Origin of the sequence: Azospirillum sp. TSO5, assembly GCF_003116065.1 — a bacterium.
In the GTDB taxonomy this organism is placed as follows: domain Bacteria; phylum Pseudomonadota; class Alphaproteobacteria; order Azospirillales; family Azospirillaceae; genus Azospirillum.
The window spans coordinates 1-22,853 of sequence record NZ_LGQY01000061.1 but is presented as its reverse complement, the minus strand read 5'-3'; the positions used below and the strand labels follow the sequence as shown (position 1 = coordinate 22,853).

22 protein-coding genes are annotated in these 22,853 nt (G+C 63.4%); 11 read left to right on the top strand and 11 right to left on the bottom strand.

Going from position 1 to position 22,853, the window contains the following annotated elements:
- Positions 1–2,248, bottom strand: a 2,248-nt coding sequence (locus TSO5_RS17455; protein ID WP_146203794.1) for a hypothetical protein, incomplete at its 3' end; no start/stop codon positions are given.
- Positions 2,249–2,677: 429 nt separating this feature from the next.
- On the opposite strand from TSO5_RS17455, the gene TSO5_RS17450 reads away from it, so the two are divergent.
- The 7 genes from TSO5_RS17450 (at position 2,678) to TSO5_RS17420 (ending at position 7,786) form a co-directional block, all read left to right on the top strand.
- Positions 2,678–3,202 (top strand): hypothetical protein, encoded by a 525-nt coding sequence (locus TSO5_RS17450; protein WP_109152744.1) that lies wholly within the window; start codon positions 2,678–2,680, stop codon positions 3,200–3,202.
- A gap of 62 nt (positions 3,203–3,264) precedes the next feature.
- Positions 3,265–3,498, top strand: coding sequence for a hypothetical protein (locus TSO5_RS17445; protein ID WP_109152743.1), 234 nt, complete (start codon positions 3,265–3,267; stop codon positions 3,496–3,498).
- A 16-nt stretch (positions 3,499–3,514) separates the two neighbouring features.
- Positions 3,515–4,069, top strand: a complete 555-nt coding sequence (locus TSO5_RS17440; protein ID WP_109152742.1) for a glycine zipper 2TM domain-containing protein — start codon at positions 3,515–3,517, stop codon at positions 4,067–4,069.
- Between the two features lie 359 nt (positions 4,070–4,428).
- Positions 4,429–4,665 carry a hypothetical protein gene (locus TSO5_RS17435; protein ID WP_109152741.1) on the top strand — a complete coding sequence of 79 codons (237 nt, stop codon included), beginning with the start codon at positions 4,429–4,431 and terminating at the stop codon, positions 4,663–4,665.
- A gap of 74 nt (positions 4,666–4,739) precedes the next feature.
- The gene (locus TSO5_RS17430; RefSeq protein WP_158282443.1) at positions 4,740–6,041 is read left to right on the top strand and encodes a transglutaminase-like cysteine peptidase; all 1,302 of its coding nucleotides are present in this window, start codon (positions 4,740–4,742) and stop codon (positions 6,039–6,041) included.
- 194 nt (positions 6,042–6,235) lie between these two features.
- The gene (locus TSO5_RS17425) at positions 6,236–6,865 is read left to right on the top strand and encodes a hypothetical protein (RefSeq protein ID WP_109152739.1); all 630 of its coding nucleotides are present in this window, start codon (positions 6,236–6,238) and stop codon (positions 6,863–6,865) included.
- Between the two features lie 18 nt (positions 6,866–6,883).
- Positions 6,884–7,786 (top strand): Dam family site-specific DNA-(adenine-N6)-methyltransferase, encoded by a 903-nt coding sequence (locus tag TSO5_RS17420; RefSeq protein WP_109152738.1) that lies wholly within the window; start codon positions 6,884–6,886, stop codon positions 7,784–7,786.
- A 315-nt stretch (positions 7,787–8,101) separates the two neighbouring features.
- Here TSO5_RS17420 and TSO5_RS17415 read toward each other — a convergent pair whose 3' ends face one another.
- From TSO5_RS17415 to TSO5_RS17400, 3 genes are all read right to left on the bottom strand, one after another.
- A complete protein-coding gene (locus TSO5_RS17415; RefSeq protein WP_109152737.1) occupies positions 8,102–9,064 on the bottom strand; it encodes a serine protease in 963 nt (320 codons plus the stop codon).
- Between the two features lie 9 nt (positions 9,065–9,073).
- Positions 9,074–9,823, bottom strand: coding sequence for a CHAP domain-containing protein (locus TSO5_RS17410; RefSeq protein WP_158282442.1), 750 nt, complete (start codon positions 9,821–9,823; stop codon positions 9,074–9,076).
- A 556-nt stretch (positions 9,824–10,379) separates the two neighbouring features.
- Positions 10,380–10,763 carry a DUF4160 domain-containing protein gene (locus TSO5_RS17400; protein WP_109152734.1) on the bottom strand — a complete coding sequence of 128 codons (384 nt, stop codon included), beginning with the start codon at positions 10,761–10,763 and terminating at the stop codon, positions 10,380–10,382.
- A 323-nt stretch (positions 10,764–11,086) separates the two neighbouring features.
- Between TSO5_RS17400 and TSO5_RS17395 the strand changes: the two genes are divergently transcribed.
- Positions 11,087–12,166 carry a DUF4365 domain-containing protein gene (locus tag TSO5_RS17395; protein ID WP_109152733.1) on the top strand — a complete coding sequence of 360 codons (1,080 nt, stop codon included), beginning with the start codon at positions 11,087–11,089 and terminating at the stop codon, positions 12,164–12,166.
- A gap of 243 nt (positions 12,167–12,409) precedes the next feature.
- On the opposite strand, the gene TSO5_RS17390 is transcribed toward TSO5_RS17395, so the two are convergent.
- Positions 12,410–12,958, bottom strand: a complete 549-nt coding sequence (locus tag TSO5_RS17390) for a hypothetical protein (protein ID WP_109152732.1) — start codon at positions 12,956–12,958, stop codon at positions 12,410–12,412.
- A gap of 59 nt (positions 12,959–13,017) precedes the next feature.
- Here TSO5_RS17390 and TSO5_RS32280 point away from each other — a divergent pair, with 59 nt between their 5' ends.
- A complete protein-coding gene (locus tag TSO5_RS32280; protein WP_146203793.1) occupies positions 13,018–13,539 on the top strand; it encodes a hypothetical protein in 522 nt (173 codons plus the stop codon).
- Positions 13,540–13,729: 190 nt separating this feature from the next.
- On the opposite strand, the gene TSO5_RS17385 is transcribed toward TSO5_RS32280, so the two are convergent.
- Positions 13,730–14,851, bottom strand: coding sequence for a DUF4268 domain-containing protein (locus tag TSO5_RS17385; RefSeq protein WP_158282441.1), 1,122 nt, complete (start codon positions 14,849–14,851; stop codon positions 13,730–13,732).
- 189 nt (positions 14,852–15,040) lie between these two features.
- On the opposite strand from TSO5_RS17385, the gene TSO5_RS17380 reads away from it, so the two are divergent.
- Both TSO5_RS17380 and TSO5_RS17375 read left to right on the top strand, forming a co-directional pair.
- The gene (locus TSO5_RS17380; protein ID WP_158282440.1) at positions 15,041–17,344 is read left to right on the top strand and encodes a hypothetical protein; all 2,304 of its coding nucleotides are present in this window, start codon (positions 15,041–15,043) and stop codon (positions 17,342–17,344) included.
- A 107-nt stretch (positions 17,345–17,451) separates the two neighbouring features.
- A complete protein-coding gene (locus TSO5_RS17375; RefSeq protein WP_146203791.1) occupies positions 17,452–18,549 on the top strand; it encodes a hypothetical protein in 1,098 nt (365 codons plus the stop codon).
- 73 nt (positions 18,550–18,622) lie between these two features.
- Here the strand turns inward: TSO5_RS17375 and TSO5_RS17370 are convergent, their stop codons facing one another.
- From TSO5_RS17370 to TSO5_RS17350, 5 genes are all read right to left on the bottom strand, one after another.
- A complete protein-coding gene (locus TSO5_RS17370) occupies positions 18,623–19,468 on the bottom strand; it encodes a GIY-YIG nuclease family protein (protein ID WP_109152728.1) in 846 nt (281 codons plus the stop codon).
- On the bottom strand, positions 19,458–20,888 hold the full coding sequence (locus TSO5_RS17365; protein WP_109152727.1) for a hypothetical protein: 1,431 nt from the start codon (positions 20,886–20,888) through the stop codon (positions 19,458–19,460). The genes TSO5_RS17370 and TSO5_RS17365 overlap by 11 nt, the downstream gene beginning before the upstream one ends.
- A 12-nt stretch (positions 20,889–20,900) precedes the next feature.
- Entirely contained in the window at positions 20,901–21,176 is a 276-nt protein-coding gene (locus TSO5_RS17360) for a hypothetical protein (protein WP_109152726.1), read from the bottom strand.
- 155 nt (positions 21,177–21,331) lie between these two features.
- Complete coding sequence (locus tag TSO5_RS17355) at positions 21,332–22,000, bottom strand: hypothetical protein (RefSeq protein ID WP_247870798.1); 669 nt, start codon at positions 21,998–22,000, stop codon at positions 21,332–21,334.
- A 182-nt stretch (positions 22,001–22,182) separates the two neighbouring features.
- The gene (locus tag TSO5_RS17350) at positions 22,183–22,719 is read right to left on the bottom strand and encodes a phosphohydrolase (protein WP_109152724.1); all 537 of its coding nucleotides are present in this window, start codon (positions 22,717–22,719) and stop codon (positions 22,183–22,185) included.
- Positions 22,720–22,853: the final 134 nt, after the last annotated feature.

Sequence of the window (22,853 nt, the reverse complement as noted above, 5' to 3'; positions counted from 1 at the left end):
ATGCAGTCCTTGCTTGCAGCATGAGTTCCCAGTCCGTTCTCACATCCCGGACAATCTGATCACTTTCGTGTAGTGACCCCCGTTCGTCGCGGTTCCGGTAGGTCCAGACGGTGACCTCGACGATCCGTCCGTCGCGGTGCCGAAGACGGCGGATCTCGGGGGCCTTGGGATCGTCCGCGGAGCAGCCGGCGGCGGGCGGGCGGACATCGTCCGCGCATTCGGGGCGGTCGTAGTTCAGGCAGCGGGCGAGGCGGCGGACGTTGGCGTCCGGCGGCTCCAGCTTGCCGATCGCTCCGAGGACGTTCCAGTCCTTGTAGCCGTCCTTCCCGCGCGTGTTTCCGTAGTGCTCGACGGCGACGCGGGCGTCCTCGGCCGACATCCCGTCCTCGATCCCGAACTCGAAGTTGGCCGCCGCGGCAGTCCCGCCGGGGACCCAATCGGACAGCACGCCGCGCTCGACCTTGGTCGTCGTGCAGAGCAGAATCCGCTCCCCGGGGTGCGCCATCGCGACGGCGTCGCAGGCCCTCTTGAGGGCGATGCACTGAAGCGCCGCCTTCCGCATCGTGTCTCCGGAGGCACCCGCAGGCGGGTGCAGGCTGGATGACGAAAAGGTGCGGCCCATGACGGCGACGTTCCGCTGCGGAAGCGTCGATCCCACACCGGCGAGGGTGGCGTCGATGAAGACGACCTCGTGCGCCGGGAAGACCGCCTCGACCACCTCGCGGGAGGCGGAGGCGTCGAGCAGCAGGGTGTCGGTGTCGCCCCAGGCGAACTCCGAGCGCCAGGAGATTTCGACCGTCGTGCCGTCCAGGGCGATGCGTTCCTCGCGGGGCCTCGCGGGAGTCCTCTCGGGGTCGCAGAGGAGGTCGAGCCGCTCCTCGACGATCTTCCAGAACCGCCATTCCTGACGGGCGTGAGGCGAGCGGGCGTGCGAGCAGACCTCGCGGATCTTCTCGATGTCGGACGACGGGCCGTAGGCCTCCCCCGAGGCCGCCGCGCCCCACGCGAAGCGTTTGGCGAGCTTGATGTCCTCGCGGAGCATCTCGATGACCTTGGCCTTGTAGCCGGGGCGGCCTTCCCACAGCGGGGGGGCCATCTTCATCAGACGTTCGCGGCGCATCTTCTCGTATTCGGCGACGATCGCCTCGACCGGGCAGGAGCGGTCGCCCGAGGCGGACACCAGCCCGCGGCCCGCCACCATCGCCACGGCGGCGTAGTCGGCGGACAGCTCCTCGGGCATCACCTTCGCCGCGATCTCCTTCTTGGTCATCGCCGGGGTGTCGCGTCCCGGCGACAGCAGCACGGAGAGCGGGAAGGTGGCCTCGTTCAGCATCTGCCCTGAGACGTCCTCATCGACCACGGCGAAACGCGGGTTCTTCAGCAGGTACGCCTGGACCCCGAGGCCGGCGAATGCGTGGACGGTCAGAGCGAAGTCCGGGTGCGAAGCGATCCCGCCCTCGAACCGGCCCGCCATCCCCCTTTCAAGCTTGCCGTCGATCCAGACGCCGCGACCCAGCGGGTCGCTGCTCCACATCGCACGCTGGCGCTGCACCGGGCAGGCGAAGAAGTGCTTGCAGAGCGACCAGCCCCAGGCGCCGGTCTCCTCGTCCTTCTCTTTCATGCGGCACAAGTTGTGCGAGGACAGCCCGGAGCCGTTCAGCAGCCCCAGCTCTTCGCTCCGAATGCATCCGGCCTTCGCCTTGCCCTCGAACCAGCCCACGGTCAGCGGGGCGTCGCCGATGGTCTCAAGCAGGCGGGACTCGATCTCGCCGGCCAGCGCATAGGACGGGGCCGCGATGATTGCGGGGACGCGCCCATAGCCCTTCTGTCCGTCTTCCGTCTCGACGAACGCCTGCGGGTTGCGGCGGACGAAATCCACGGCGTGGTCGATGGCCAGTTTCGTCTTGCCGACGCCAGGCTCGGTGCGGACCACCATCATGAGCGGCTTCCCGACCTCCTGACCCTCCCGCTGGGCCTCCTCGCGGGCGAGGACCCGCACGAAGAAGAGGTCCATGGCCTCGCCGATGACCTTCTGAACGCGGGCGACGCCGTCTGCGGTCGGGAGAACCTTCTTGCCCTCGCCGGGGAGAATGCGGACGTTCTGGAGCGGGCGGCGCTCGCCCAGCATCGCCAGGAAGTCGAGCGGCTCCGAGGGCATCTGCGACCGGACCAGCGGGTGCACGAAGCCGAGGTTGGCGGCGTTCGGCGCCCTGCGGTCTTTCGGCACGGAAGGAGAACGGTCAAGCATTCTGCCTGAACCGTTCGTCTGACCGCATGCCAACTTGTTAATCGATGAGAGAGAGAAATTTCCCTTGCACGGCGATTCGCCCTGCGCTACGACTGCTCTTGCGTTCACGGCACTTCTCCAAAGCGTTGCTGAACTGTTGATCAGGCCCCCGAGCTTTCCAGAGCTTCGGGGGCCAATCTTTTGCACCCCCGGCGGGAACCACAGCCTCGGATGATAGCGCGAGGGGTTCCCTGCTACAAACCGAAAAATCTACAAATCAGAATAAAATATGTTGTCATGTAGGCAGATGGATTCCTGTCCTCTGCCGAAATCGGCGTCCTTTGCTTTGACATCGGGAATCCCGTCGCTTACGCTGTGCCATATCTGTTCACATGCAGACATGCCCAGCAGGCTCGGCCCGCAGGGCTGTGCCATAGGCGGGAGGCGGTCATGGACGACGGGACGGTTCATTCACAAGACATCGGGCAGCGGCTGGAAGGCTGCCTGCTCTCCGCGCTGATGGCGGGGCGTTCGCTCGAAGGGGCGGACGGATTCACGCTGCTGGCGTTCGAGGGTTCCGACGATACCGACAGCGGCGACCGGATGGCGACCTTGTCGGTGCTCGCGGAGGTCTACGCGACGCTCGCGGATTGCGTGCGCGAGGGGCTTGCCGTCATGGGCGCCGAGCTGCCGGACGGGGCCGACCTTGTCGCGGACGGGGGCCCGGTGCTTCTGGGGCTGTGGAAGGACTGGTCGGGCTACGCCCCGTTCGCCGTTGCCGGCTCCGCCATGCGTGCGGCCGCCAGGGTGCAGGAGATCACCGGGGCGATACTGGAGGGCGATGCCGTCGATGCGGACGCCGTTCTGTCCGCCGTCGGACGCGACCTGTTCGGACGGGCCTCGCTCGCGGTGTCGCTCGTCAGCGGCGGATCGCTCAGCGTCACGAAGACCGAGACCGGGTTCTACATCGGCTGACGCCGCGGACGCGGCGGCAACAAGTGTTGACATGCAAAAACGAAACAGACGGAGAACGAGAGATGGACGCGAGAGTGAACATGAACAGGGACGAGGCCGCGAAGGTGGCCAGGGAAGCCCTTGAGGCCACCGGCCTCAAGCGGGCCGGGGCGGGTCCGGCTTTGGCGGGCGTGGGGATCGGACTGCTGGCAGGCGTCCCGCTCGGCGCCGGGCTTGGGATTGTGCTCGGTCTGGTGCTGCTCGGCCTCGGCGTGGCCCTCAACAGGGGCCTGGTGAGATTCGGAAACACGAACTGAAGTAGGAGAAGCGGAGATGAACACGAGAATCCTGAAAGCCGTCTCGGCGGCGGCCGTCCTGACCATCGGCCTGTCGGCCTGCTCGGCGACGAACATGGGCACCAAACAGGGCGTCGGCACCGTCCTCGGCGGCGTGGTGGGCGGCGTCGTCGGCTCCCAGTTCGGCGGCGGCACGGGCAAGCTGGTGGCGACCGGCGTCGGCACGCTGCTCGGCGGCTGGCTCGGGAACGAGATCGGCGCCTCGCTCGACAAGGCCGACGAGCTGGCGTTGCAGAACACCGCCCATACCGCGCTCGACAAGAAGGGCGTCGGCGAGGCAGTCGTCTGGACGAACCCGGAGACGGGAACCAAGGTCGAGACCGTCGTGGTGAACGAAGAAGGAACCCCGCCGGCGACGAAGGGCAAGCCGTCGCAGAAGCCTTCTTCGAGGGCGAAGCGGGCCGAGCAGGCGTCGGCCGAGCCCTTCTGCCGCGAGTACCAGCAGAAGGTCACCGTCAGCGGCAAGGCGCAGGAGGCGTTCGGAAAGGCGTGTCTCCAGCCTGACGGCTCCTGGAAGATCGCGAACTCCTGACCCGAAGGGCTTCGGGTCTCACCCGATGCTCCGCAGACGAGCTGCGAAGCTGCTCGGCATCGCAGAGGCAGACGCCACTGCGTGTGCCATGCCCAGCAGGCTCTGCCCGCAGGGCTGTGCCATGACGTGAAGGACCGGGCGAGAAGGACGGGGCGGACGGAACATCCGCCCCCTTTCTTTTCCCGGAGCGGCGGTAGGGAAAGAACCTGAAAAGTCAAGGGTCTGAAGCCATAATGATTTGCATATATTGTCAGTGCGTGTTATGAATGACACACATCCGTTCACCATCGATCGACGTCTGGTCTCAGCCGTGAGGCGGAGCCTTCTGTCGCCGATGAAGGAAGGCAGGGAAAGGCGAAATGGCGATTGAATCGAGACCCTACGCCGACGGGATCGGCGGCGTGAAGAAGGTGGTGGCGGCTGCGGCCTTGGTCCTGGCGCTGTCCGGCTGCGCCCCGGTCCTCGGCGTTTACGCCGTGATGGCACAGCCTTGGCAAGGCTATGCCTGGCGAGGCATGGGGGTGGCCGACCTGGTGGTCGAGGTCGCCGAGAAGGCGCCGACATCGCCGGCGGAGGAGAGCGGCGAGGCTCACTGAACCGCAAGTGTTTGCATACCATAACTTAACCCCTTGAGCAGCCGATGGAGGGGTATTCGGAAGGAGGAGAAGGGATGAGGAACGGGATTCTGCTGGCGGCCGCCGCCGTGATCGCGATGGTCGGCTCGGGGAGCGCTGAGGCGAGGACGAAGGTCCGGCTGTCGGCGTTCGGCAACCAGACGACCACGGAGTTGGCGGCGCTCCCGGCGGCTGCGTCCGCCCTCCCCCGCCGGGGCTCGGAGCCGCCGACGGACATGGACATGCTGGCGATACAGCGGACGCTGAAGGCGGCCGGCTTCGATCCGGGGGTGCTGGACGGCAGGTCCGGCGTGAAGACCCTCGACGCGATACGGGCCTACCGCGACGCCGGGCATGACATGTCGGTCCTCGGCCACGCCGCCGAAAGCTTGGTCGAGACGGGCCGGGTCCGCCCGTCGAACACGTGGGTAGTGTGGGAACACGGCGGCATCTCCTACATGGCCCCCCTCGCCTCCCCCGACCTCGCCTTCCCGCGGCTGAAGGCCGCCGCCGGCGACGAGCGCTCCCGCAAGATCCGCGAGATCATGGAACGCCATTCCGTCCGCCGCCCGGCGGGTTGGGACGAGAAGATCGCCGAGATCCGCGCTATGGAAGGGGGTCCGCAGGCCAAGGCCGTGGCGGTGCAGAAGTGGATTTCGAAGGCGTTCGGGTACAAGGACGACGTCGCGAACGAATGGAAGACCCCGGCCGAGAGCTTCGGGATCGGCGGCGACTGCGACGACTACGCGATGTCCAAGTTCGTCGCCCTCCGGGAACTCGGCTTCGGCGAGGACGACCTGACCGTCCTGTCGCTCGGCTCACGCTTCAAGGGCAGCTTTCATCACGTCGTCGTCGCCCTGCGCATCCAGGGCCGGGCCTACGTCCTGGAGATGAAGGACGACAAGCTCATCCCCATGGACGCATACGACAGCCGCGGGCTGGTCTGGGCGGGCAACACGCAGTTCGCGATGCACGCCAGCCGCGGCAAGCCGTCCTTCGGCCTGCCCGTGCAGACCGCCGGCGGCACGCTGGTCAGCGATTCCTCCGGGCGCTGGTACGAGTATCTCGACCGCGGCAAGAACACGGATCAGGTCGTGCTCGTGCCCGAGCGCAAGGCCCGAATCTGGATCGCCGATGCCAAGCACGACGACGGCGTGATGGAAACGGAGGCCGTCTCCAAGGGCGTCCAGCCGGAGGCGGACGCCAAGGGTGTCCAGACGGAGACGGTCGCCTCGGCGTCCGTTCGCTCTGTCGCCGATGGAGACGTTCCGGTCACCGCCGTTGCCCAGCAGCCTCCCGCCAAGACGACCAAGAACGGCGACAAGAAGAAGCCCGACACGAGAAAGGCGAAATCCTAAAAAACCTCTTCCGGGGCGGGGAGATTCCTTGTCGGGATGTACGAAGATGGGCGGCGCAGGCCGCCCTTTTTCCTTCTGGGGGCTTCGGGCGGTCGCCGCCCCCTCCGTGCTGCCGCTCGTAATACTTGACAAAACCACCGTATTGTATTATGCATGGATGCGAACGGGACAAACCGGACGGAACGGAGGGGGCGATGGCGAGGAAGGTGGAGGACGGCGTCTACAGGAGCTCCGGGCTGGTGAACGGCGAGCGGTTCCTGATGCGCAGCGACGGCGGGGGCCGCTGGACCGTGCGGTTCTCCGACCCGAGGAAGCCCGGCGGCGACACCCGCGTCGTCCTGGACGGCGTGCCCGCCGGCCCGGTGTCCGGGGTCGAGGCCGGCGCCCGTGCGGCGATCGTGGCGGAGGTGCTCTCGGGCGGCGGACGGCGGACGGAGAAGTCCGTCCGCGCCATCCTCCGCGGCACGCTGCCGCTGGCCCTGTGCCGCCGGCTGGCCGCCGCCCGCGTCCGCGAGCTGGTGCTCCAGGATCGCGTGGCCGACGCCGCCGGATGGCTCGTGCATCCCTTCGAAGCGGTCGCCTGCGGAGGCGTCGCAGGGCAGTTGGGCCAGGTGCTGAACGGCGTCCGCAAGGTCGAGGAGGTCACGGGGGAATCCTTCTTGGCCTTCCTGATCGCCCGCCCCGTCCTCCTCGACCGCCTGACCGACGGCGTCCCGACGGCCCGCGTCCCCGCCGGTCTTGAGCCGCTCGTGTTCGACGTGGGGGCGCGGAGCCTGCTGGCCGCCGACTGCGGCGGACAGCTCTCCCTCCTGCCCGTGTCCTGAGCGGACGGGAGGCGGACCATGGCTGCTTTCACCCCCTACCTGAAGTGGCCCGGCGGGAAGCGCCGTCTGGCCGCGACCGTCGGGCAGGCCCTGCTGGACGCCGGGGCGAGACGCCTCGTCGATCCCTTCTGCGGCTCGGGCGCCCTCTTCTGCGGCACCGAGTTCCCCGCGTACCTGCTGTCCGACCTCAACGCCGACCCCGTCGGCTGCCACCGCGTCGCGGTGACCGAGCCGAACTGGCTGGTCAACAGGCTCCGCTTCCTGGTCGTCGGCGGCTGCACGAGGGAAGCCTACGAACGCATCCGCGAGGCGATGAACGGCGAACTGCCGGGGTCCGCCGTGCGGGCGCCGATGTTCCTCTACTGCAACCGTGCCGGCTTCAACGGCCTCGTCCGCTACTCCCGATCGGGGGCGTTCAACGTGCCCTGGGGCAAGGGGACCAGCGTCTACCTGCCGGCGGATGAGATCGCCGCCTTCGCGGGCAAGGCGAAGGGGTGCAGCGTCGAGTTCGCCGCCTGCCCGTGGGAGGAGACGCTCTCCAAGGTCGAGCCGGGCGACGGGGTCTACCTCGATCCGCCCTGCCTGCCCACGCCGGGGGCGAAGGAGACCTTCGACCGCTTCGGGCCGACGTCCTTCGGCGAGGGCGACCACCGCCGCCTCGCGGACGCCGCCCGAGAACTGGCGGGCCGCGGCATCCCGGTCGTCGTCTCCGGGCGCGACACCCCCCTCACCCGCGAAATCTACGCGGGCGCCCGGTTCCGTGCGGTGGAATCCGCCAGCGGCATCTCCGGGAAGGCGGACGGACGGAAGTCCGTGGGCGAGCTGCTGGCCCTGTTCGGGCCTCTTCAGCCCTCTTCGATGGCCCTGTTCTGGCAACGCCGCACCCGTCTCGCAGTCCGGCCACAACCAACCCGGGCATAGGGCGGACCTGAATTCAAAAAAGTAGACAAAGACACTTGACATAATGCCCTCAACGTGTCATCATATTGGCATGGTGAGGATCGAACGATGGAGGGTGTCATGAACACGGAGCGCATGCGGAAGATCGCCGCCCTGATCGCGCTGGCCGCCGAGGTCGTCGAGGCGAGCCAAGTGGTCGCTGCGGGCCTTGCCCGCAAGTAGGCGGCCCACAAGGAGCCCATGGGCTCCTTGCCACCATTGCTCGAATGCATGCTATGTTGTTATATTATGTTTTAGCTGAGTAGCTCGCGCTCGAATAAGCGATTTCTCCCGACATTAATTCCACAGCCCGCATGACGGAGAACGTTTCTCCGCGTATATTGGGCCAAACCTCATAACTCCGGAGCAGTGATATTGGTATTCTAGGTGCCCAAAGACATCTTTTTTTGAAGACTCCCCCGTATTTTTGATTTCAACATCATCTGCCTTATTTCTCGTCTTAATGCTACTGGCAATGCCTCCACACACAGAGCGCGGATTGTTTCCGCCGCCCATCCAGCCAGAACTTTCAGACCATGGCTGCTCTTTTGTCCACGATGCAATTCCATGTTCCGGGTGACGGCAAGGCGAATAGCAACTTTCGTTGTACGGAGACGCTGTGTCGATACTTGCTGTAACATTCCTTTTTCGGATGAGATTGATAGCCAGGGCAATCGGAACAATTTCATTATTCTCGGTTCCAGGCAGTCCGCCGCCCTGCACAATAGCCACCACTTGGCCCGCTTGATTGAAAACCGGACCGCCACTGTTGCCCGGCTCTAGAAATCCGTCTGTCTTATAAAAGCCGCGATCGGTTTGAAGATTGTTGATGGTGAGGCTGTTTGTGGTCAGGCCGGACCTCCCAGGAAACCCGAGAGAGAGTACGGGATCTAACGCAGCTACCGGCTTGCTGGAGATGACAACGGACTGCCTACACACAGGGCTTTGCGGGAGTTGCCACAGAGCCACATCGTTACTTTCATCTCTTTCACGAAGTGTTAGTGGAAATGCAGTCCCAGAACGTTGGCCAATGACTGCCCAAAGCTGTTTCGACGGATCGGTCTTTATATGAGCAACTGTAACAATATGGCCGTCGTGCGAGACTACAAATCCGCTTCCTGTTTCGTTAACATTGCCATAGCTGTCGCGTACTTCCAGATAAACAACAGCACGGGCATTGTTATCAAAAATCTCTTTCTGGGATGCGGCGAACACTGGTGTCGTTAGGGATAGGCATAGCGTGAGCATCAGTAAACGCATAAATGCCTCCTAGGTGATGGAGATGTATGTATTAATCTTAAAGTCAACCGGTGTCCTTTTCCCATTTACAGTTCGAGAAGTTCGAACGGGGCCAAGTGGATACGTTCTGCGACAGATCATTGACCTTCCGTCGTTGCTTTGATTGCCACCGGCGACTAAAATCTGCGTGGCTGTAGGTATCCCTGCTACAAAGGCGACGTGCCCGAGGCCGATAGATTTTCCGGTATCTATATTATAGCACGTGAATACTGCCAAATCCCCGATCTTTGGATTATTGGTAAACGCATATGCTTGGGGATCCAAGAAGGATTGTGAGGCTGCGCTGCCGCTCGCAATTCTGTTGGTTCGCTTCAGGCACCAATTTGCAAATGCAGCACACCAGGGAACTAAGTCGTTCTCTGCCTTATAATTTGTGGACCTGAAAAACTCGACAACCAGAGGATTCCAAGCCTCAGCGTTTGGCCACTGCGAGATTGCTTCAGGATCGGCTTGATTGAAGTTATCGATAAAGTAGTTAACAACGTCGATCGGGCGGGGACCCTTCGGGGCGGCGGTCCATATTCGCTTAGCTTTTTCCTTCTGCTGTTCATCGGGTTCTGCCCGTCCAAACTGATTAACCGGGTTGATGATATCGAATGATGGGTACGTTAGGTCATCCAATTCAGCGACCGGAGCTCCTTCTTCGATAGCCCAAACTTTAGCTGCATTTAAAACTGGAAGTGTCGCCGCAGCGATCGTGAACGCACGCCGAGAAATCATTTCACCTTCTCCGCATGTCTTCGCTCGGTATCTGCTGATTATCTCGCAGACACGGCATGATGGCATCTTGGCACCGCTATCAGCCCTTATCGGAGCATACGAGCGGCCTATTTTCAATGCGTCACGTAGAGGGGACGCCTCCCAAATGGGGTAGGCCGGGGTACAGGCGCATCAAGACCGAGAGCGCGATATGTCACGCCCTGACGAAGGCGCAACCAGATCCTGGCCGGGGCTTGACGCGTTCCGGAGCGGTGCCGTGGGTCGCCTCGCCTGCCATGCTAGACGCTTGGGGGATGTTTCCCGCGAAGTAGGTCGGAGCCGCTGGGAGCCCACCGGATGGCGATCCTGCCTTATGCGCCTCAGCGATTATTCACTGGTTCTCGACCGGGACGGAAGGTGGCTTGTCGAATTGCTCGGGCTGAGGTCCCTTTTGGGATGCCTCCTTCCGCGGACGAAGGTCCGTCCGTCAGAGGCGGCGGTGCGGGATGGGATGCGGCTTGTCTTCCCCGGTTTCTTTCAGTCCGACACCTAGCAATGGAGGCCAGGGGGCTTAGGGCTAATCGCCGGACGGGCACTCGGGCGGAACGGGCACCGGGCCGACCGGGCAGTCCGTAGGCCGGGTCTTGTTCCAGACCCGGATCAGCGTGCAGCGATGATCCTTCCACCAGCGGCGGATGTTGTGCTCGTACCGCTCAAGCCCGCCTGTCAACCGCGTTCCGTCCGCGATGCTGAAACTCACGTTCTGGCCAGAGAACTTGACGTGAAAATGTGGAGGAGGGTGTTCGTCGGACTGGATCACGATGGACATCTTGTTCAGCCGGTCCACCAGCTCCTCATCGAGCCGGCGGATACCTGCGGCATTCAGCATCGGACCCTGATAGAAGCTCTCCTCAAGGTCGCCGACCAGCTCCTGCGGAACCGCTACCTGGAATAACGCCATCGTTGACCTCCGCGCTCCTCACCTGACCGGCCACAGGAATGACGCACCGCAGGCCGGTCTGTCCACCCCTAACCAAGATGGGGCCTCTGCATCATCGAATCGTCAAGAGCGCAGGAGAGTGTGGAGAATACGGGGCTGCCGAATGCTGTGCTGAATCCATCTGGCTGTTCATTGGACACCACGCCTATAGTAGACTTCGATGGTAGGACATTGGCTGCCGCTTGTCCCTACATCTGCTTGATTTTGTGGCCACTACCGTTTGTCTGACCCTCGTTCATCTTGCCTGCGGCTTGCTATCCTTGTATTTTTTTGAATGAAATTCGATGATCCAAGCCGGAGCGGGTGTAGCTATGAAACTTCCAACAAGAACAAAGCAGAAGAAATCGGAAGCAGAGTCGCTTGCAATCGTGCAGTACAAGCTTGGAGGTCTGGGAATCTTTCGTAGCCAAACAGAGAATGATTATGGGATCGATCTCGACCTGGAGCTGGTCCGGGGCGACCAAGTCACCGGCCGCGCAATCAAAATTCAGGTAAAGTCGGCCGAGAAGCTGAAGCTTCGCAGGGATGGCACGCCTTCTGTGGGCGGGATCAAACAATCAACGCTCCGCTATTGGTGTGAGCTGAGCTTCCGTACAAGCGTTGTCGCCTATGCAGTCGATCTTGCAAGCAAAAAGATTTACGTCACAGCGAATCTGTTCTGGCAGGCCAGTGCCCAAATAGATGGCGGTGAGTCTAGCAAATCAATCGAGTTTTTGCCCGAGGGAGACGACAACATCGGCGTTGCGAAATACGCTACCATTTTGCAGGCATATCAGCCAAATATCACTGAAGTGGTCGCCGCGCATATGATGGCACTTCGACGGCTGAAGCCGTTCCTTACGCTGCTGGCGGACAGCTTCCACTATGACGCCGGATCGCCACTGCATGAACCCGACGATTTCCACGAACTGCTACAGGTCTGCAGCATTCTTCTCTGGAATGACGGCGACGCTCTATGGAGTGACGATAACGACAAGAAGTTCTGGAAGCGGCATGATTATTGGACCATGAAGTCGGAGAAGGATGGATGGGACGGTATATCCTACTTCGCGGCCCGACCTATCCTGTCAACCTTATTGCCAGCACTTGTTCAGAAGCTCCGCGTTTATAGGGAGCGGGTTCTGGCTGGGAAATTCTTCTGGTCTCATCGCAATTCACAGTACCTTGCACTGGTTTACGAAACTACAATTCCTGATGTAGACGACAGGGATGGGCTCATCACATGGGCCAATGAGTATGACAAACGCAGCCGAGTGATATCTGGCTCGGGTGCCTATTTCGCAGACTGCGCTCGGGAGCCAGTTCCAACCAAGGCTAAAGGCACAAAGGCTCCTTCGAAGGCTAAATCTGTGAAGAAAACCTGACGGCACTTAGTTTAGCTGGCTACGGCCTATTGCCCAATAGACAGATCGACGGCCAACGACCAATTCGTCCATCTAATTGTATAGGCGAGAGGTTTTCTGACTGTAGGCGACGATGGAGTGGCGGTGTTTGGCTACGGACGGGTTTTGACGGCGGCTCAGAAGCCCGCGTTGCTCAGAACGTTTGTGTTGCCACTCCTAATCCTATTATCGGGTGAGATCCGCAATGCTTCGGGGGCTCCGGGGTTACACGGTGCATGCCGCGGCGGCATCCTCCTCTGGCCCCTCGGCGACCAGTTCGACCGAGCGGAGCATCTCGGCGATCTTCGCCAGCGCCCCCATTCCCTCGTTGCCGACGGCGGAGCGGACGGCGCCGCGTCCCTCGGGGTCGATGTCGGCGAAGCCCCGGAAGAACCGCAGAGCCTTGGCGGTGACGTCGAAGAACCCCTCGACGGCGAAGGCATCCCGTCCCGACTCCCAGCCCGGCGGCACGGCCTCCGCCTCGGCCGCCGCCCCGTCCACCAGCAGCCGCACGGCGAGGCAGGCCGCTTCGAGGGTGCGGAACTCACCCGTAAAGGGCCGTCCGCCGACGTCGGCGCCGATCTTGATGCATTCGGCGGAGTAGATGCGCAGCTCGCCCCTGGCGGCCTCGCCGTCGAAGCTCATGCCGTCGTAGTCGAAGCCGTCGCGGTCCACCTCCTTGTAGACGTCCACGTCGGCCCCGCCCCGGCGGGCGATCGCGCCGAGGTAGGCGGCGGCACGGGCGAAGCAGTCGATTTCAGCGGCTTCCGTCATGATCCCCTCCCCCATTTGCATGCATATCGATCTTGTGGAATCGACGATAATATGTCGTCATGCAAACACAAAGCGTTTGTTGGTCGGGCGGAAAGCGTGCTGACGCGAAGTGGCCTTCCGGCATTGCATCAGTTGTAGTGTTGCTATCTGCAAATCGCCTCGCGTTAGCTGATTCAACAGTATCAGGCATTTCTTTCAATGCCAAATCGACGTTTTATGTCGATAGCTCTGCGACGTTGATGTCATGCGGAATGGCGTACACGGCGACATTTGTCTCAGATAAACAGTATGCCACACAGATTCATTTGGCAATAGGAAAAGATAGAATATCATCGCTGACCACACTTACAAGCGAATACAGTCGGAGCACTAATGCTTATGCTCCTGTTGTAAATACAAATAGCTTTTTCAATATTGGAGATGCTCCGACGATCAAGTTAGATCCTTATAATTTGATGACAGTCCCAAATGACGGTATGTCGCAGTTCTCATTCAGATTTGATGAAAACGATATTAACCGATTGGCAAAAGCGATGAAAAAAAGATGGAAGTGTAATTATGACCCGTCTTTTTCTCGATAAAAAGGATGCGGTGCTCGTTTCCGGAGTGATTAAGATGAAACAAGGTGCGGCGTCTGAATTTGATCAATGCCTCAAATCGTTGTGGAAATAGCGATCAGGCTTTTCGGTGCCGGACCCGCGCTGGCGTCAATCAGTGACCGTTCACTCCCGTAGGAGTCAGGCTGCAACCGAAGACCCGAAGCCCTTCGGGTCAGGTGGGCACCGAGGCGGGCACGGCCGCTTTCGCGGATGCCAGGGCCGCGGGAATCCGGGGGCCGAACGTGGCTTTGATCTTCAAAAGCTGCCCGACCAGCCAAGAACGCATCTCGTCGGACCGCACGGCCGCATCGTCGATGTCGGTGTCGGGCAGCACAACGGAAATCCGGCTCGCACGGGCGTTGTCGAGACGCTCCCAGTCGAGCGAGGCCCCCATCTCGCTCTCAACCTCGCCCTTGAGGCCGAGGAAATAGTCGAAGGCCGCCTTGTTCATGGCCTTGTTCGGCGTGTCGATATAGAGCTCCGCACGCAGCTTACCGCCCTTCGCGAAGGTTGCGTTGTAGTAGAATCCCGTGTTTCCCGACTTGAAGCTGTACCAGTTCTGAGGCTGGGCTACCTTGGCGTTCGTGAAGGCGTGCTTTATCCGGAGCTCGTCGAAGACCTGCTGGAAAAAGGCTTGGTAGGCGGCACTCCGTTCACTCGGCGCCGACTTCGCCTCGACGGTCGCCTTCCCCCACGCGTTCGGCGAGGCGACGGGGCGGAAAAGCACCGCCGGCACGGAGTCCCCGATGCGGACGAGCTCGACGACAACAGCGAAAAACTCGATCCCCTCGTCGGTGTGCCGGTTGAGCCAGTCGATCGCCTGCCGGTGCTCTTCGCGGACCTCGCGGCTGACCCAGACCACCACGGCCGCGTCCAGACCCGCGGCGTAGGTGATGAGCTGGCCGAGGTGACGGTGGTCTGTGGGTTCAAGCTGGTTTTCGATGATGACGGGCCGGGAGCTCGTAAGGTCGCGAGCGACGATGTCGCACGCGAAATCGCCGACCGCACCTTCGGTCTCGGTCACTTCGAGGTCGAGGCCGAGCACCTCAGCGAGGCGGTCGATATTCTTCGCGAGCCACGGCGTGAAGGCCCCGGCTTCCGTCCTCCAGACGGTTCGGGGATCGATGTGCTCCAGGGTGCCGAGTGCCACGTCCATGAGATTGCCGCCGCCGCTGGTGGGAGACGGCACGATACCACGAATTCGCGGGAGATCGGTGGCCCGGCGCTGCGCGGGCTGATGCATGGCGAGCGCGTTTTCCGTCCGCTCCTCAGAGGCAGGAGAGCCAGCAATCATCTCATTCCATCCGGAGGCAGAGCGCAACCCACTCGGGTTGATGTTGGAGTGACGTTCATTTTCAGGGTTTGCTCTGGGCATCCAGCCATTCAGGCGAGAGGGGGCAACACGTCGATGACAGCGATGACGCGGATTGCGAGAAGATCTACAATCCCTAGGTAGCGCCCTCGGATGTAATGGTGATGCCCTTTGCCGCCGCAAAAGTTCGTGCTGAACGCCGCCCCTATCTGCTTTCCCGACAGGACCCGTCTGCGGGTTGGGGTGCTGCCTTACGATGAGGAAACTCTTCGAAGGCTTCGTGCCGAATTGGCTGGACGGGTGCTGCTGAAAAGGGATTCCAAAAACGGTCGGATATTGGCCGTCGCGTTGACCTCCGATATCGACGCTCCCGGGACGGCGACGGAGATCGATCCGGCAGACAATCCGGGTCTCGTGGCTTCACTCGCCTCCGAGGCGGTCCTTCGCCACATGCGAAACAATCAAGGGTACACGATCCTCAATTCCCGCCCTCTGCGCGTGCTGGCGAAAAAGCTTGGAAATCTGTATCCGCCCGAGGCTCCTCCATGGCTGGAGAAGCGTATCGTCCTGACCTTCGAAACGCGGGTGGTCGCGAGATCCGGCCGTGCTCCGGGACCTATGCTTCTCTGCGATGCCAGGGTCCGCAACGTGATCGGCGAGCCCTGCTCGCGGCTTCTCGAATTCGGCGTCCCGTTGATTGGCAGGTATGTCGCCGTTCGCCAGGCGGACTATGACAGCCGCATCGAGGACCGTCTCAGGATCGTCGGCCGCGTTGTCGCGGTCGAGGGCGGACTTCTTCGCCTCGACGATCATGCTGACGGCTACCCGGTGGTTCATGCCCGCGAGGCATTCCTGGAGACGAAGCGGGAGAATATGGCTGCGTGCGTGCAGGCGCTGCTTGGCAGCAGGGCATCCCGCCTGCTGCGCGATGTGGACGCCATCGAGGCGGAGCAGCGCAGAGGGGACAACAGAGCCGCGCTCATGAAGGCAAGCTTGGGGTGGATTCGGAGACAGAACATCGAGCTTGCCCCTGGGGTGCTGCTCCAACTGGGCCCGGTCGCGGAGCGAAGCCGGGGGGACTGGTTCCCGCGAATTGAGAACCTCAGCAAGCCGACTTTGGTCTTCAATCCGAGCGGCGTGCACACGGACACGTGGAGCCAGCGTGGCATAGACACTCACGGCCCGTATGACCAGCGCGACTTCACGCCGAAGCGGCTCAGAATCGCTGTCATCTGCCAAGCTCAGCACCGGGGCGAAACAAGCGAGTTTGTCGCCCGATTCCTCGAAGGCATGCCGGATGCCCGGCGGCCCGGGCGTGACGGGATGCCGGACATGGTGCCGCATGGCCGGGGGTTTATCAGGCGTTTCGGCCTCACCGATGCCCGCGTCGAGACGTTCGTCGCATCCGGCACGGGCGCCGACGCATACGCTTCCGCATGCAGGCAAGCCTTGGAGGCTGCGGTGGAAGGGGGCTTCGAATGGGACTTCGCGTTCGTGCAAATCTCGGCTGACTTCCGCCTTCTGCCGGGCAGCAGGAACCCCTACTTCGTCACAAAGGCAATCCTTCTGAAGCGCGGCATCCAGGTGCAGGAGGTGACGCTCGACACGATCAGGATGAAGTCCTTTCCGCTCGCATGCGCCATGAGCAACATCAGCCTCGCCGTTTACGCGAAAATCGGCGGAGTTCCGTGGTTGCTGCGCTCACAGCCGAACACCGATCATGAACTCGTGATCGGACTCGGCTCGCATACCGTCAAGGCGGGCCGGTTCGGCGCCGGAGAGCGGACGGTCGGCATCACGACGGTGTTCACCAGCGAAGGCCGCTACCTTCTCGAAGACCGTACCGCCGCGGTGCCCTTCGATCAGTATGCCACCGAACTCCAGCGGTCGCTCAAACGGACCATCACCCGCGTCCGGGAAGAAGACGCATGGCGGAGCAGCGACGCCGTCCGCCTGGTGTTCCATGTTTTCAAACCGTTCAAGGGCCGGGAGGCCGAGGCGATCGAGCGCACCGTCGCGGACCTGGGGCTTGATCGGGTCTCGTTCGCCTTCATACACGTCGTAGACGACCACCCCTATGTCCTCTTCGACGAGGGGAACTCCGGGGTGCGGAGCGGCGATTCCTGGAAAGGAATATACGCTCCGGTGCGTGGGACGGTCGCCGAACTGAACGATGAAGAGGCGCTGCTGACGCTGACGGGGGCCAAAGAGCTGAAGCTCGCCGGCCAGGGCATTCCGGCGCCCCTCCTTCTGCGCCTGCACCGGAAGTCGTCGTTCCGCGATCTCCGTTACCTGACCCGCCAAGCATACGACTTCGCGTGCCATTCGTGGCGCATGTTCGACCCCAGCCCGCTTCCGATCACAATTCTGTATTCAGACCTGATCGCGCAGATGCTGACAGGTCTGAGAGATACGGCGGAGTGGGACCCTGACGCTATGTGGTCCCCCACGGGCCGCACACGGTGGTTCCTGTGAGCGGCGGCCCCGATCTCTCGATGATGAGGGCAACGCTGGCAGGGCGTGCGGACGTCCCGCCGGACGCTCCCGTCCACGTACGCGCTTTCGTCGCCTGGATGCGTGGTATGGGAGACTTCCCCAACGAAGTGGCATCCGAGGTTGCGGGCACTGTCGGAGCGGCTCGCTCGGCCGTACATGTTGCCGCGCTCGGTTTTGCGAGTCGCGCGGCGGGTAGGCCGGTCCTGCCGCCGGACGCTTTTTCCGACTGGTTGTCCTGGCTGACGAGCCGGCGGTACTTCATTCCCGGTCGCCCCCGGGCATTTGAACACGACTGCCTGGCCATGCTCGGTGTTGCTCTGGCGCTTCGAGCCGTCGATGCCGGCGAAGACGTGCTGAAATGGCTCGATGGGCTGGCAACGCAGTCGATGGACTCGTTCCAGCGCGGCTCTTGGGAGTGGTCTCTCATATCGGCCGCCAAGCTCGTGCTGGGCTTGCCGCGGACGGACGACATCGAGCCCCAGGTTGTCCCTGAGCTTCGCGTCGCCCTGACTGTTAAGGGGGTTCTGAACGGATATGTCGGGGCGGGCAATCCAGCCTGGGAAACGATCATCGGACTGGATGAACTGTCCGGTGACGCTCCCCGCGCGGCTGTGATGCTTGCAGCCTTCGAGCAACTGATATCCGAAAGGATGTCCGTCCGCCTGTCGGATATCGAGGTGGAGGATGTCTCCCGCATCCTCAGACGCGTGCCGTCTTCCCTTCGCCGCTGGCCATGGGAGGAGAAGGCGAAGACGACGCGTTCGCTTCCCGCACGGTGGGATGTGGAGAATGAATACCACGTTCAGGATCTTCTTTGGGTGATTCTGGCCCCGCTGTTCCCGGATTTGGAAGATGAAGAATATTTGGAATCCCTCGGCCAAAAGCATCCCCGGGTCGATCTTGCCATTCCGTCGCTGGGCTTGATCATCGAGGTGAAGTTCCTGCGCCCGACGGTGTCGTTCGCCGACATGATCGGGGAAGTGAGCGAGGACACCGGGCTTTATTTCTGCAAGGGCAGTCCATGGCGGCAGATGATCGCGTTCGTCTGGGACGATTCGGCGCGGACGGAGGAGCACCACGAGTTTTGTCAGGGTTTGCTCAAGTTGCCGCACGTCGTTGATGCTGTCGTCGTGCCTCGTCCAGCCAAGATGGATCGCAACCGGGTGAAGTCGGGATCATCGTGACGGTGAAGTTGCCGGCGGCGAACAAGGATGGCGAAGGCCAGAAGGCTCCTCAATCCCAGAAGTGAAAGTGCCGTCACGGGTCGAGGACCCCGAGTTCGACCAAGCGAGGTTCTCCGAAGCTCCTTCGGATGTAGCTGAGTCCGAGCCGGGTCAGAGGCATCGTCTCGTCCCGAGGATGTGCGCCGGGCTTGGGCGGTCCTACGAGCCCGGCTTTGATCATTTCCCGTCCGCACCCGTTTTCGATTAGATACTCGCCGCCGCGAATGGTGAGCCGCCGGGGTATCGGGGTTCCCGGAACGAGCATGATGCCGTTCGCCGCGGCGCTCGCGACGATCGCCTTCGCCATCCGTTCCTGCGGATTGATCGTCTTGATGCTGGGGTAAAGCGGTTCAAATTTCTTCCAAGCGACGGGCTTGATCGGAACCGAGGGTTGAGGGCCTCCAATCTCCGCGAAGAATGCGTTGACGACCCGGCGGTCGGGATCGTCGGCCTCTCCGCCGAGCGAGGCGAGCCGACGTTGACGCGACTCTTCCGACGGGTTGGCGGTGCCCTCGCCGCCGTCCGTCTGGTTCGTCAGCGGCCCCGTTCCGAGATCGTGCCGGCCGATGCGACGGATCAGTCCGCGTTCCAGCCTGTGAGCGTCGGACTCGTCGTCGAAGAAGGCGGCCAGCGCGTACCGCAGCTCGCCCCCCGTCCTAAGGATTTTGCGGATCAGGTTGAGCTTGTGCGACCGCCGCAGCGTCCCCCGTGCCTCCGCTTCGTGCTGGAAGACGCGGTCGCCGCACCCTTTCCCGACGTAGAACGGCTGTCCGTCCGGGGTGCCGAGCAGGTAGACGTAATAGCGGGAAGCGCTCGCGTTCAACCTGGCCCGGGTCTCGGTGCGGTCGGCGAAGGCCAGGGTGTCGGTTTCAGCGATCATCGCCGATGTCTCCTTCGTTCAGGTCGTCGCGCCACTTGGCGATCAGCTCGTGCGTCGCTGCGGACGCGGCGTTGCGCCATTCCTGTTCATGCCGGTCGAGTGCTTCCCGTAGCCGGGTCACGGCACCCTTCAGCGCCGCTTCGAGGACGCCGTTCCGGAGCGCGGCCTCGACGTGGTGGGCCGACCGGGAACGGGGGAACCAAGTCGCCCCCGGCGTCCCCTCGCCCTCGCCTCCGGCGGGCAGGCAGGGAACCCCGTCCCGCGACGCCGAGCGGTCTAGCCAGAGGCCCACGTGGTCCGCATCGACGGGCGTCCAGGAGACGTAGTAGTTCTCGGCGTGCTGCCGGTCCGCGTCGAGCGGGGTGAAATCCCACATCATCGGGTCGGGCAGAGCCGCATCGGGGTCTGCGAGGGTGCACCCAGGAGGGATGCGGAACACGGCCCGTCGCCATTCGCCCCCGATCATAATCCGGACGGGATCGCCGCAGACGATCGGCCACAACGTGCAGGACGGACTCAGCGGGATAGAGGGGCCGGTGCCGGCGATCCTCGCCTCGACGTGGGCCCGTGACTCGAACATGGGTCCGATCCTGTCCGGGCCGGTGGTCGGCCCAAGGCAGAGGCGGATTTCCCGCTGGACCAGGACCTCGGCCTCGATCGGCGTCCCCTCGCCCTCCTCGTCCGTCCGGCCGTCCGGGTCTACAAGGACCTCCGCCCGTAGGATGGCGTGGGGAATCCGCACCAGAGGCACGCTCGGCAGCGGCGGCGCCTCTTCCCACGCCTCGAACCAGCCCTGGTACGCCGGTTGCGGCAGACAGCCGTCGTCGCCGGGCAGGAAGGTCTCGCCCGGCAGGTCCCAGCGCCCCGGGATCTGCCGGGCACGCCTAAACAGCTCCGCAAGGCCAGTGTCGCGGGCGACCCGCTGCGACATCTCATCGATCAACATGGCGAGCATGAAGCTGCCCTCGTGCAGCTCGTCAGCATGCTGCCGGTGTTCCGGGTTCCGCCAGAGCGACGTCCGATCGAAGACAGACGCCTTGGCATTCACCGGGTCGAACCCCGCCATGCGGGCGACCGCCTCCGCCAGATCCATGAAGCACTTCGCCCGCAGAGAGAGGCGCTCCCGCTCTCCTTTCATGACCTTCGGGTCGGTCAGGTCGGCCTTCGAGCGGACCATATAGTGGTGGATGCGCGGCAGCCCCTCCGGGAGGTCGGAAATCTGGGCGCCGGCCTCCTTCGCCGCGTCCGCGAGGGACCGCAGCGCGGTGCCGGCGGCAAGGCCGTCGCCGCGCCCGAGCTTGAGCAGCCCGCCGCTCTCGCTGATGAGCAGCTCAATGTCGTGCAGCTTCCGCTCCTTGACGGCCCGCATCCTGGCGAGACGGTCGTCGGCGTCGGGTGCCTTGGCGATGTCGCTGTTCATGCCGGGCGCCTTTCAGTGCGTCTTCCGGTATCGCCGCCCGCGCCGTCCCTGGTGGACGGGCAGCACGGTGACGATCCGGGCGTTCGTGTCGCTCCAGATCACCGCGTAGCGGGCGAGTCGGTCGTCGAGCGCGAGGGCGTCCGCGGTGCGGCGGTGGACACGCAGCAGGCGGCAGTCGTCGCCGATGACCGTGTCCACATCGGCGTGCTGAAGGATGGCCGCAACCAGATCGTGGCGAACGCCGCGGTTCTGGCAGCGGCGTTCGGCGTGGCTGGACAGTGTCATCATGATCTTGCCCTCGGGGTGGGGTGCGAACTGGCTTGATCATGCCCTGCCGTCCGCGCCCCCGGAATACCGAGTTGGCAAAACTGAATGTGAATTCCTGGCAAACTTTCTGGCAAGTTACGGCGGACGGACTCGGCCGATGGGATCGGACCTCAAACCTATGCCCCCATGTTCAGTTCGACCCCGCACCCCTTCGCACGCACGCGCTCTATGGCCCTTGCGATCTCGTCCCTTGCCCATGGCGCCCACAGCCTCCAGGGCGGAAGCCAGAACCAGCCGCCGGACGGGTCCCCGACGGTGACGGCGGTGCCCTCCGCGGCGTAGGCAGCGGTCAAGAGGCAGAGCAGCGCCGCCCGCTTCTCGTGATCCCGCTCCTCGGCGAGGCGGGTCCCGGTGCCGGGGGGCATCAGCGTCGATGATGACGCCGCCTCCGCCAGCACTCCCGCCGCGCAGGCGGCGTCGTACAGCCGGTCGAAGCGCCGCCCGCGACGGACCCGGCCCACCCGCTCGTGGAGCTCTTGCGGCAGCATCACGCCGAGAAAGGCGTTCGGGAATGCCTCGACCACGGCGGCTCCCGGCGAGAGGCTGGGGCCGCGGAACGCCCCCGGCGCGGCGACCAGGACGGCGGCAAGCTGGGCCATAGTCTCGGCGGCGGCCTTCCGCAGGGCGAATCCGGTTCCGAAATGGCTCATACCGGGCTTGCAACGCCGCTGGAACCCCCCGAGCTGGAAGACGCTCTCGCACCCCCTGACGATATCGTCGGCCGACCCGGCTGGCAGCAGCGGCCCGTCGATCGCGGCGAGAGCCGCGGAGAAGCCTGTCGGCATCCGGTCCCTGCGGCTGGCCCACGAGCTTCCCGCACGTGCCGACGCCACGCTGCCATCGGCGGCTCGCCAGGCGATCCCGGTCGTCTGCCGTTTCTCGGAGAACCCTACGTCAACCCCGAGAAGCGGTGGCACCGTGCGGTTGCCCGCAGCCGTCGGGCGATCCGGTGTTTCGAGAAGAAGGCTCATCGGTGACCTCCGTATACGTTCACAAGTTCCTCATACCTTCTTAGAAATCCGAGGCTGGCCTCCGGGGGAGCGTCGCAGGCGAGCGCGACTCGCGGCCAGCGGTCGGGAAGGCCGGGCCACGGCTCCGCCGACGGCGGCATGAGGTGTTCGCGTTCGTTCGCGAGCATGACCATGTCGGCCAGTCGCACGGATTCGGGCATTTCCGCCGTCAAGCCAAAGCGGGTGGCCAGCGCCGCAAGCAGCTTCCGTTCGGCCGCCGAGTAATCGGGCATCCGCTTCTTCACTGGACCGGGGAGATCGGACAGGTAAGCCTCGGCCGCGTCGTGGAGCAGCCCCCAAAGCGCATGCTCCGGCGGGCAGAGCCGGGAGACGTGGACGCTGTGCTCGGCGACCGAATAGAAGCGGCGACAGTGTCCGTTGAACCGGCAGAGCATGGCCAAGGCGTGCGCGACGTCGGAGAGGTCGAAATCCTCCGGCTGAGGGTCGAGAGGGTCGATCCGCCTCCCCGACCTCGTCTGTATCCAGCCGCCCACGGCTAGGCCCTCCGCATGTGCTGGAGGCGATAGCCGACGGTGATCACGCTGGAGTGCGGATACCGATTTATCCGGCCAGGGATTCCGATTTGGATCCGGCCACCTGTTCCGATTTGATCCCGGCCACCTGTACC

Bases quoted from the DNA above. Each gene is read 5' to 3' on its own strand.
- TSO5_RS17450 (WP_109152744.1), top strand. From the start codon at position 2,678: ATGGACGACGGGACGGTTCATTCACAAGACATCGGGCAGCGGCTGGAA.
- TSO5_RS17445 (WP_109152743.1), top strand. From the start codon at position 3,265: ATGGACGCGAGAGTGAACATGAACAGGGACGAGGCCGCGAAGGTGGCC.
- TSO5_RS17440 (WP_109152742.1), top strand. From the start codon at position 3,515: ATGAACACGAGAATCCTGAAAGCCGTCTCGGCGGCGGCCGTCCTGACC.
- TSO5_RS17435 (WP_109152741.1), top strand. From the start codon at position 4,429: ATGGCGATTGAATCGAGACCCTACGCCGACGGGATCGGCGGCGTGAAG.
- TSO5_RS17430 (WP_158282443.1), top strand. From the start codon at position 4,740: ATGAGGAACGGGATTCTGCTGGCGGCCGCCGCCGTGATCGCGATGGTC.
- TSO5_RS17425 (WP_109152739.1), top strand. From the start codon at position 6,236: ATGGCGAGGAAGGTGGAGGACGGCGTCTACAGGAGCTCCGGGCTGGTG.
- TSO5_RS17420 (WP_109152738.1), top strand. From the start codon at position 6,884: ATGGCTGCTTTCACCCCCTACCTGAAGTGGCCCGGCGGGAAGCGCCGT.
- TSO5_RS17415 (WP_109152737.1), bottom strand. From the start codon at position 9,064: ATGCGTTTACTGATGCTCACGCTATGCCTATCCCTAACGACACCAGTG.
- TSO5_RS17410 (WP_158282442.1), bottom strand. From the start codon at position 9,823: ATGATTTCTCGGCGTGCGTTCACGATCGCTGCGGCGACACTTCCAGTT.
- TSO5_RS17400 (WP_109152734.1), bottom strand. From the start codon at position 10,763: ATGGCGTTATTCCAGGTAGCGGTTCCGCAGGAGCTGGTCGGCGACCTT.
- TSO5_RS17395 (WP_109152733.1), top strand. From the start codon at position 11,087: ATGATCCAAGCCGGAGCGGGTGTAGCTATGAAACTTCCAACAAGAACA.
- TSO5_RS17390 (WP_109152732.1), bottom strand. From the start codon at position 12,958: ATGACGGAAGCCGCTGAAATCGACTGCTTCGCCCGTGCCGCCGCCTAC.
- TSO5_RS32280 (WP_146203793.1), top strand. From the start codon at position 13,018: ATGCAAACACAAAGCGTTTGTTGGTCGGGCGGAAAGCGTGCTGACGCG.
- TSO5_RS17385 (WP_158282441.1), bottom strand. From the start codon at position 14,851: ATGATTGCTGGCTCTCCTGCCTCTGAGGAGCGGACGGAAAACGCGCTC.
- TSO5_RS17375 (WP_146203791.1), top strand. From the start codon at position 17,452: ATGGGAGACTTCCCCAACGAAGTGGCATCCGAGGTTGCGGGCACTGTC.
- TSO5_RS17370 (WP_109152728.1), bottom strand. From the start codon at position 19,468: ATGATCGCTGAAACCGACACCCTGGCCTTCGCCGACCGCACCGAGACC.
- TSO5_RS17365 (WP_109152727.1), bottom strand. From the start codon at position 20,888: ATGAACAGCGACATCGCCAAGGCACCCGACGCCGACGACCGTCTCGCC.
- TSO5_RS17360 (WP_109152726.1), bottom strand. From the start codon at position 21,176: ATGATGACACTGTCCAGCCACGCCGAACGCCGCTGCCAGAACCGCGGC.
- TSO5_RS17355 (WP_247870798.1), bottom strand. From the start codon at position 22,000: ATGCCGACAGGCTTCTCCGCGGCTCTCGCCGCGATCGACGGGCCGCTG.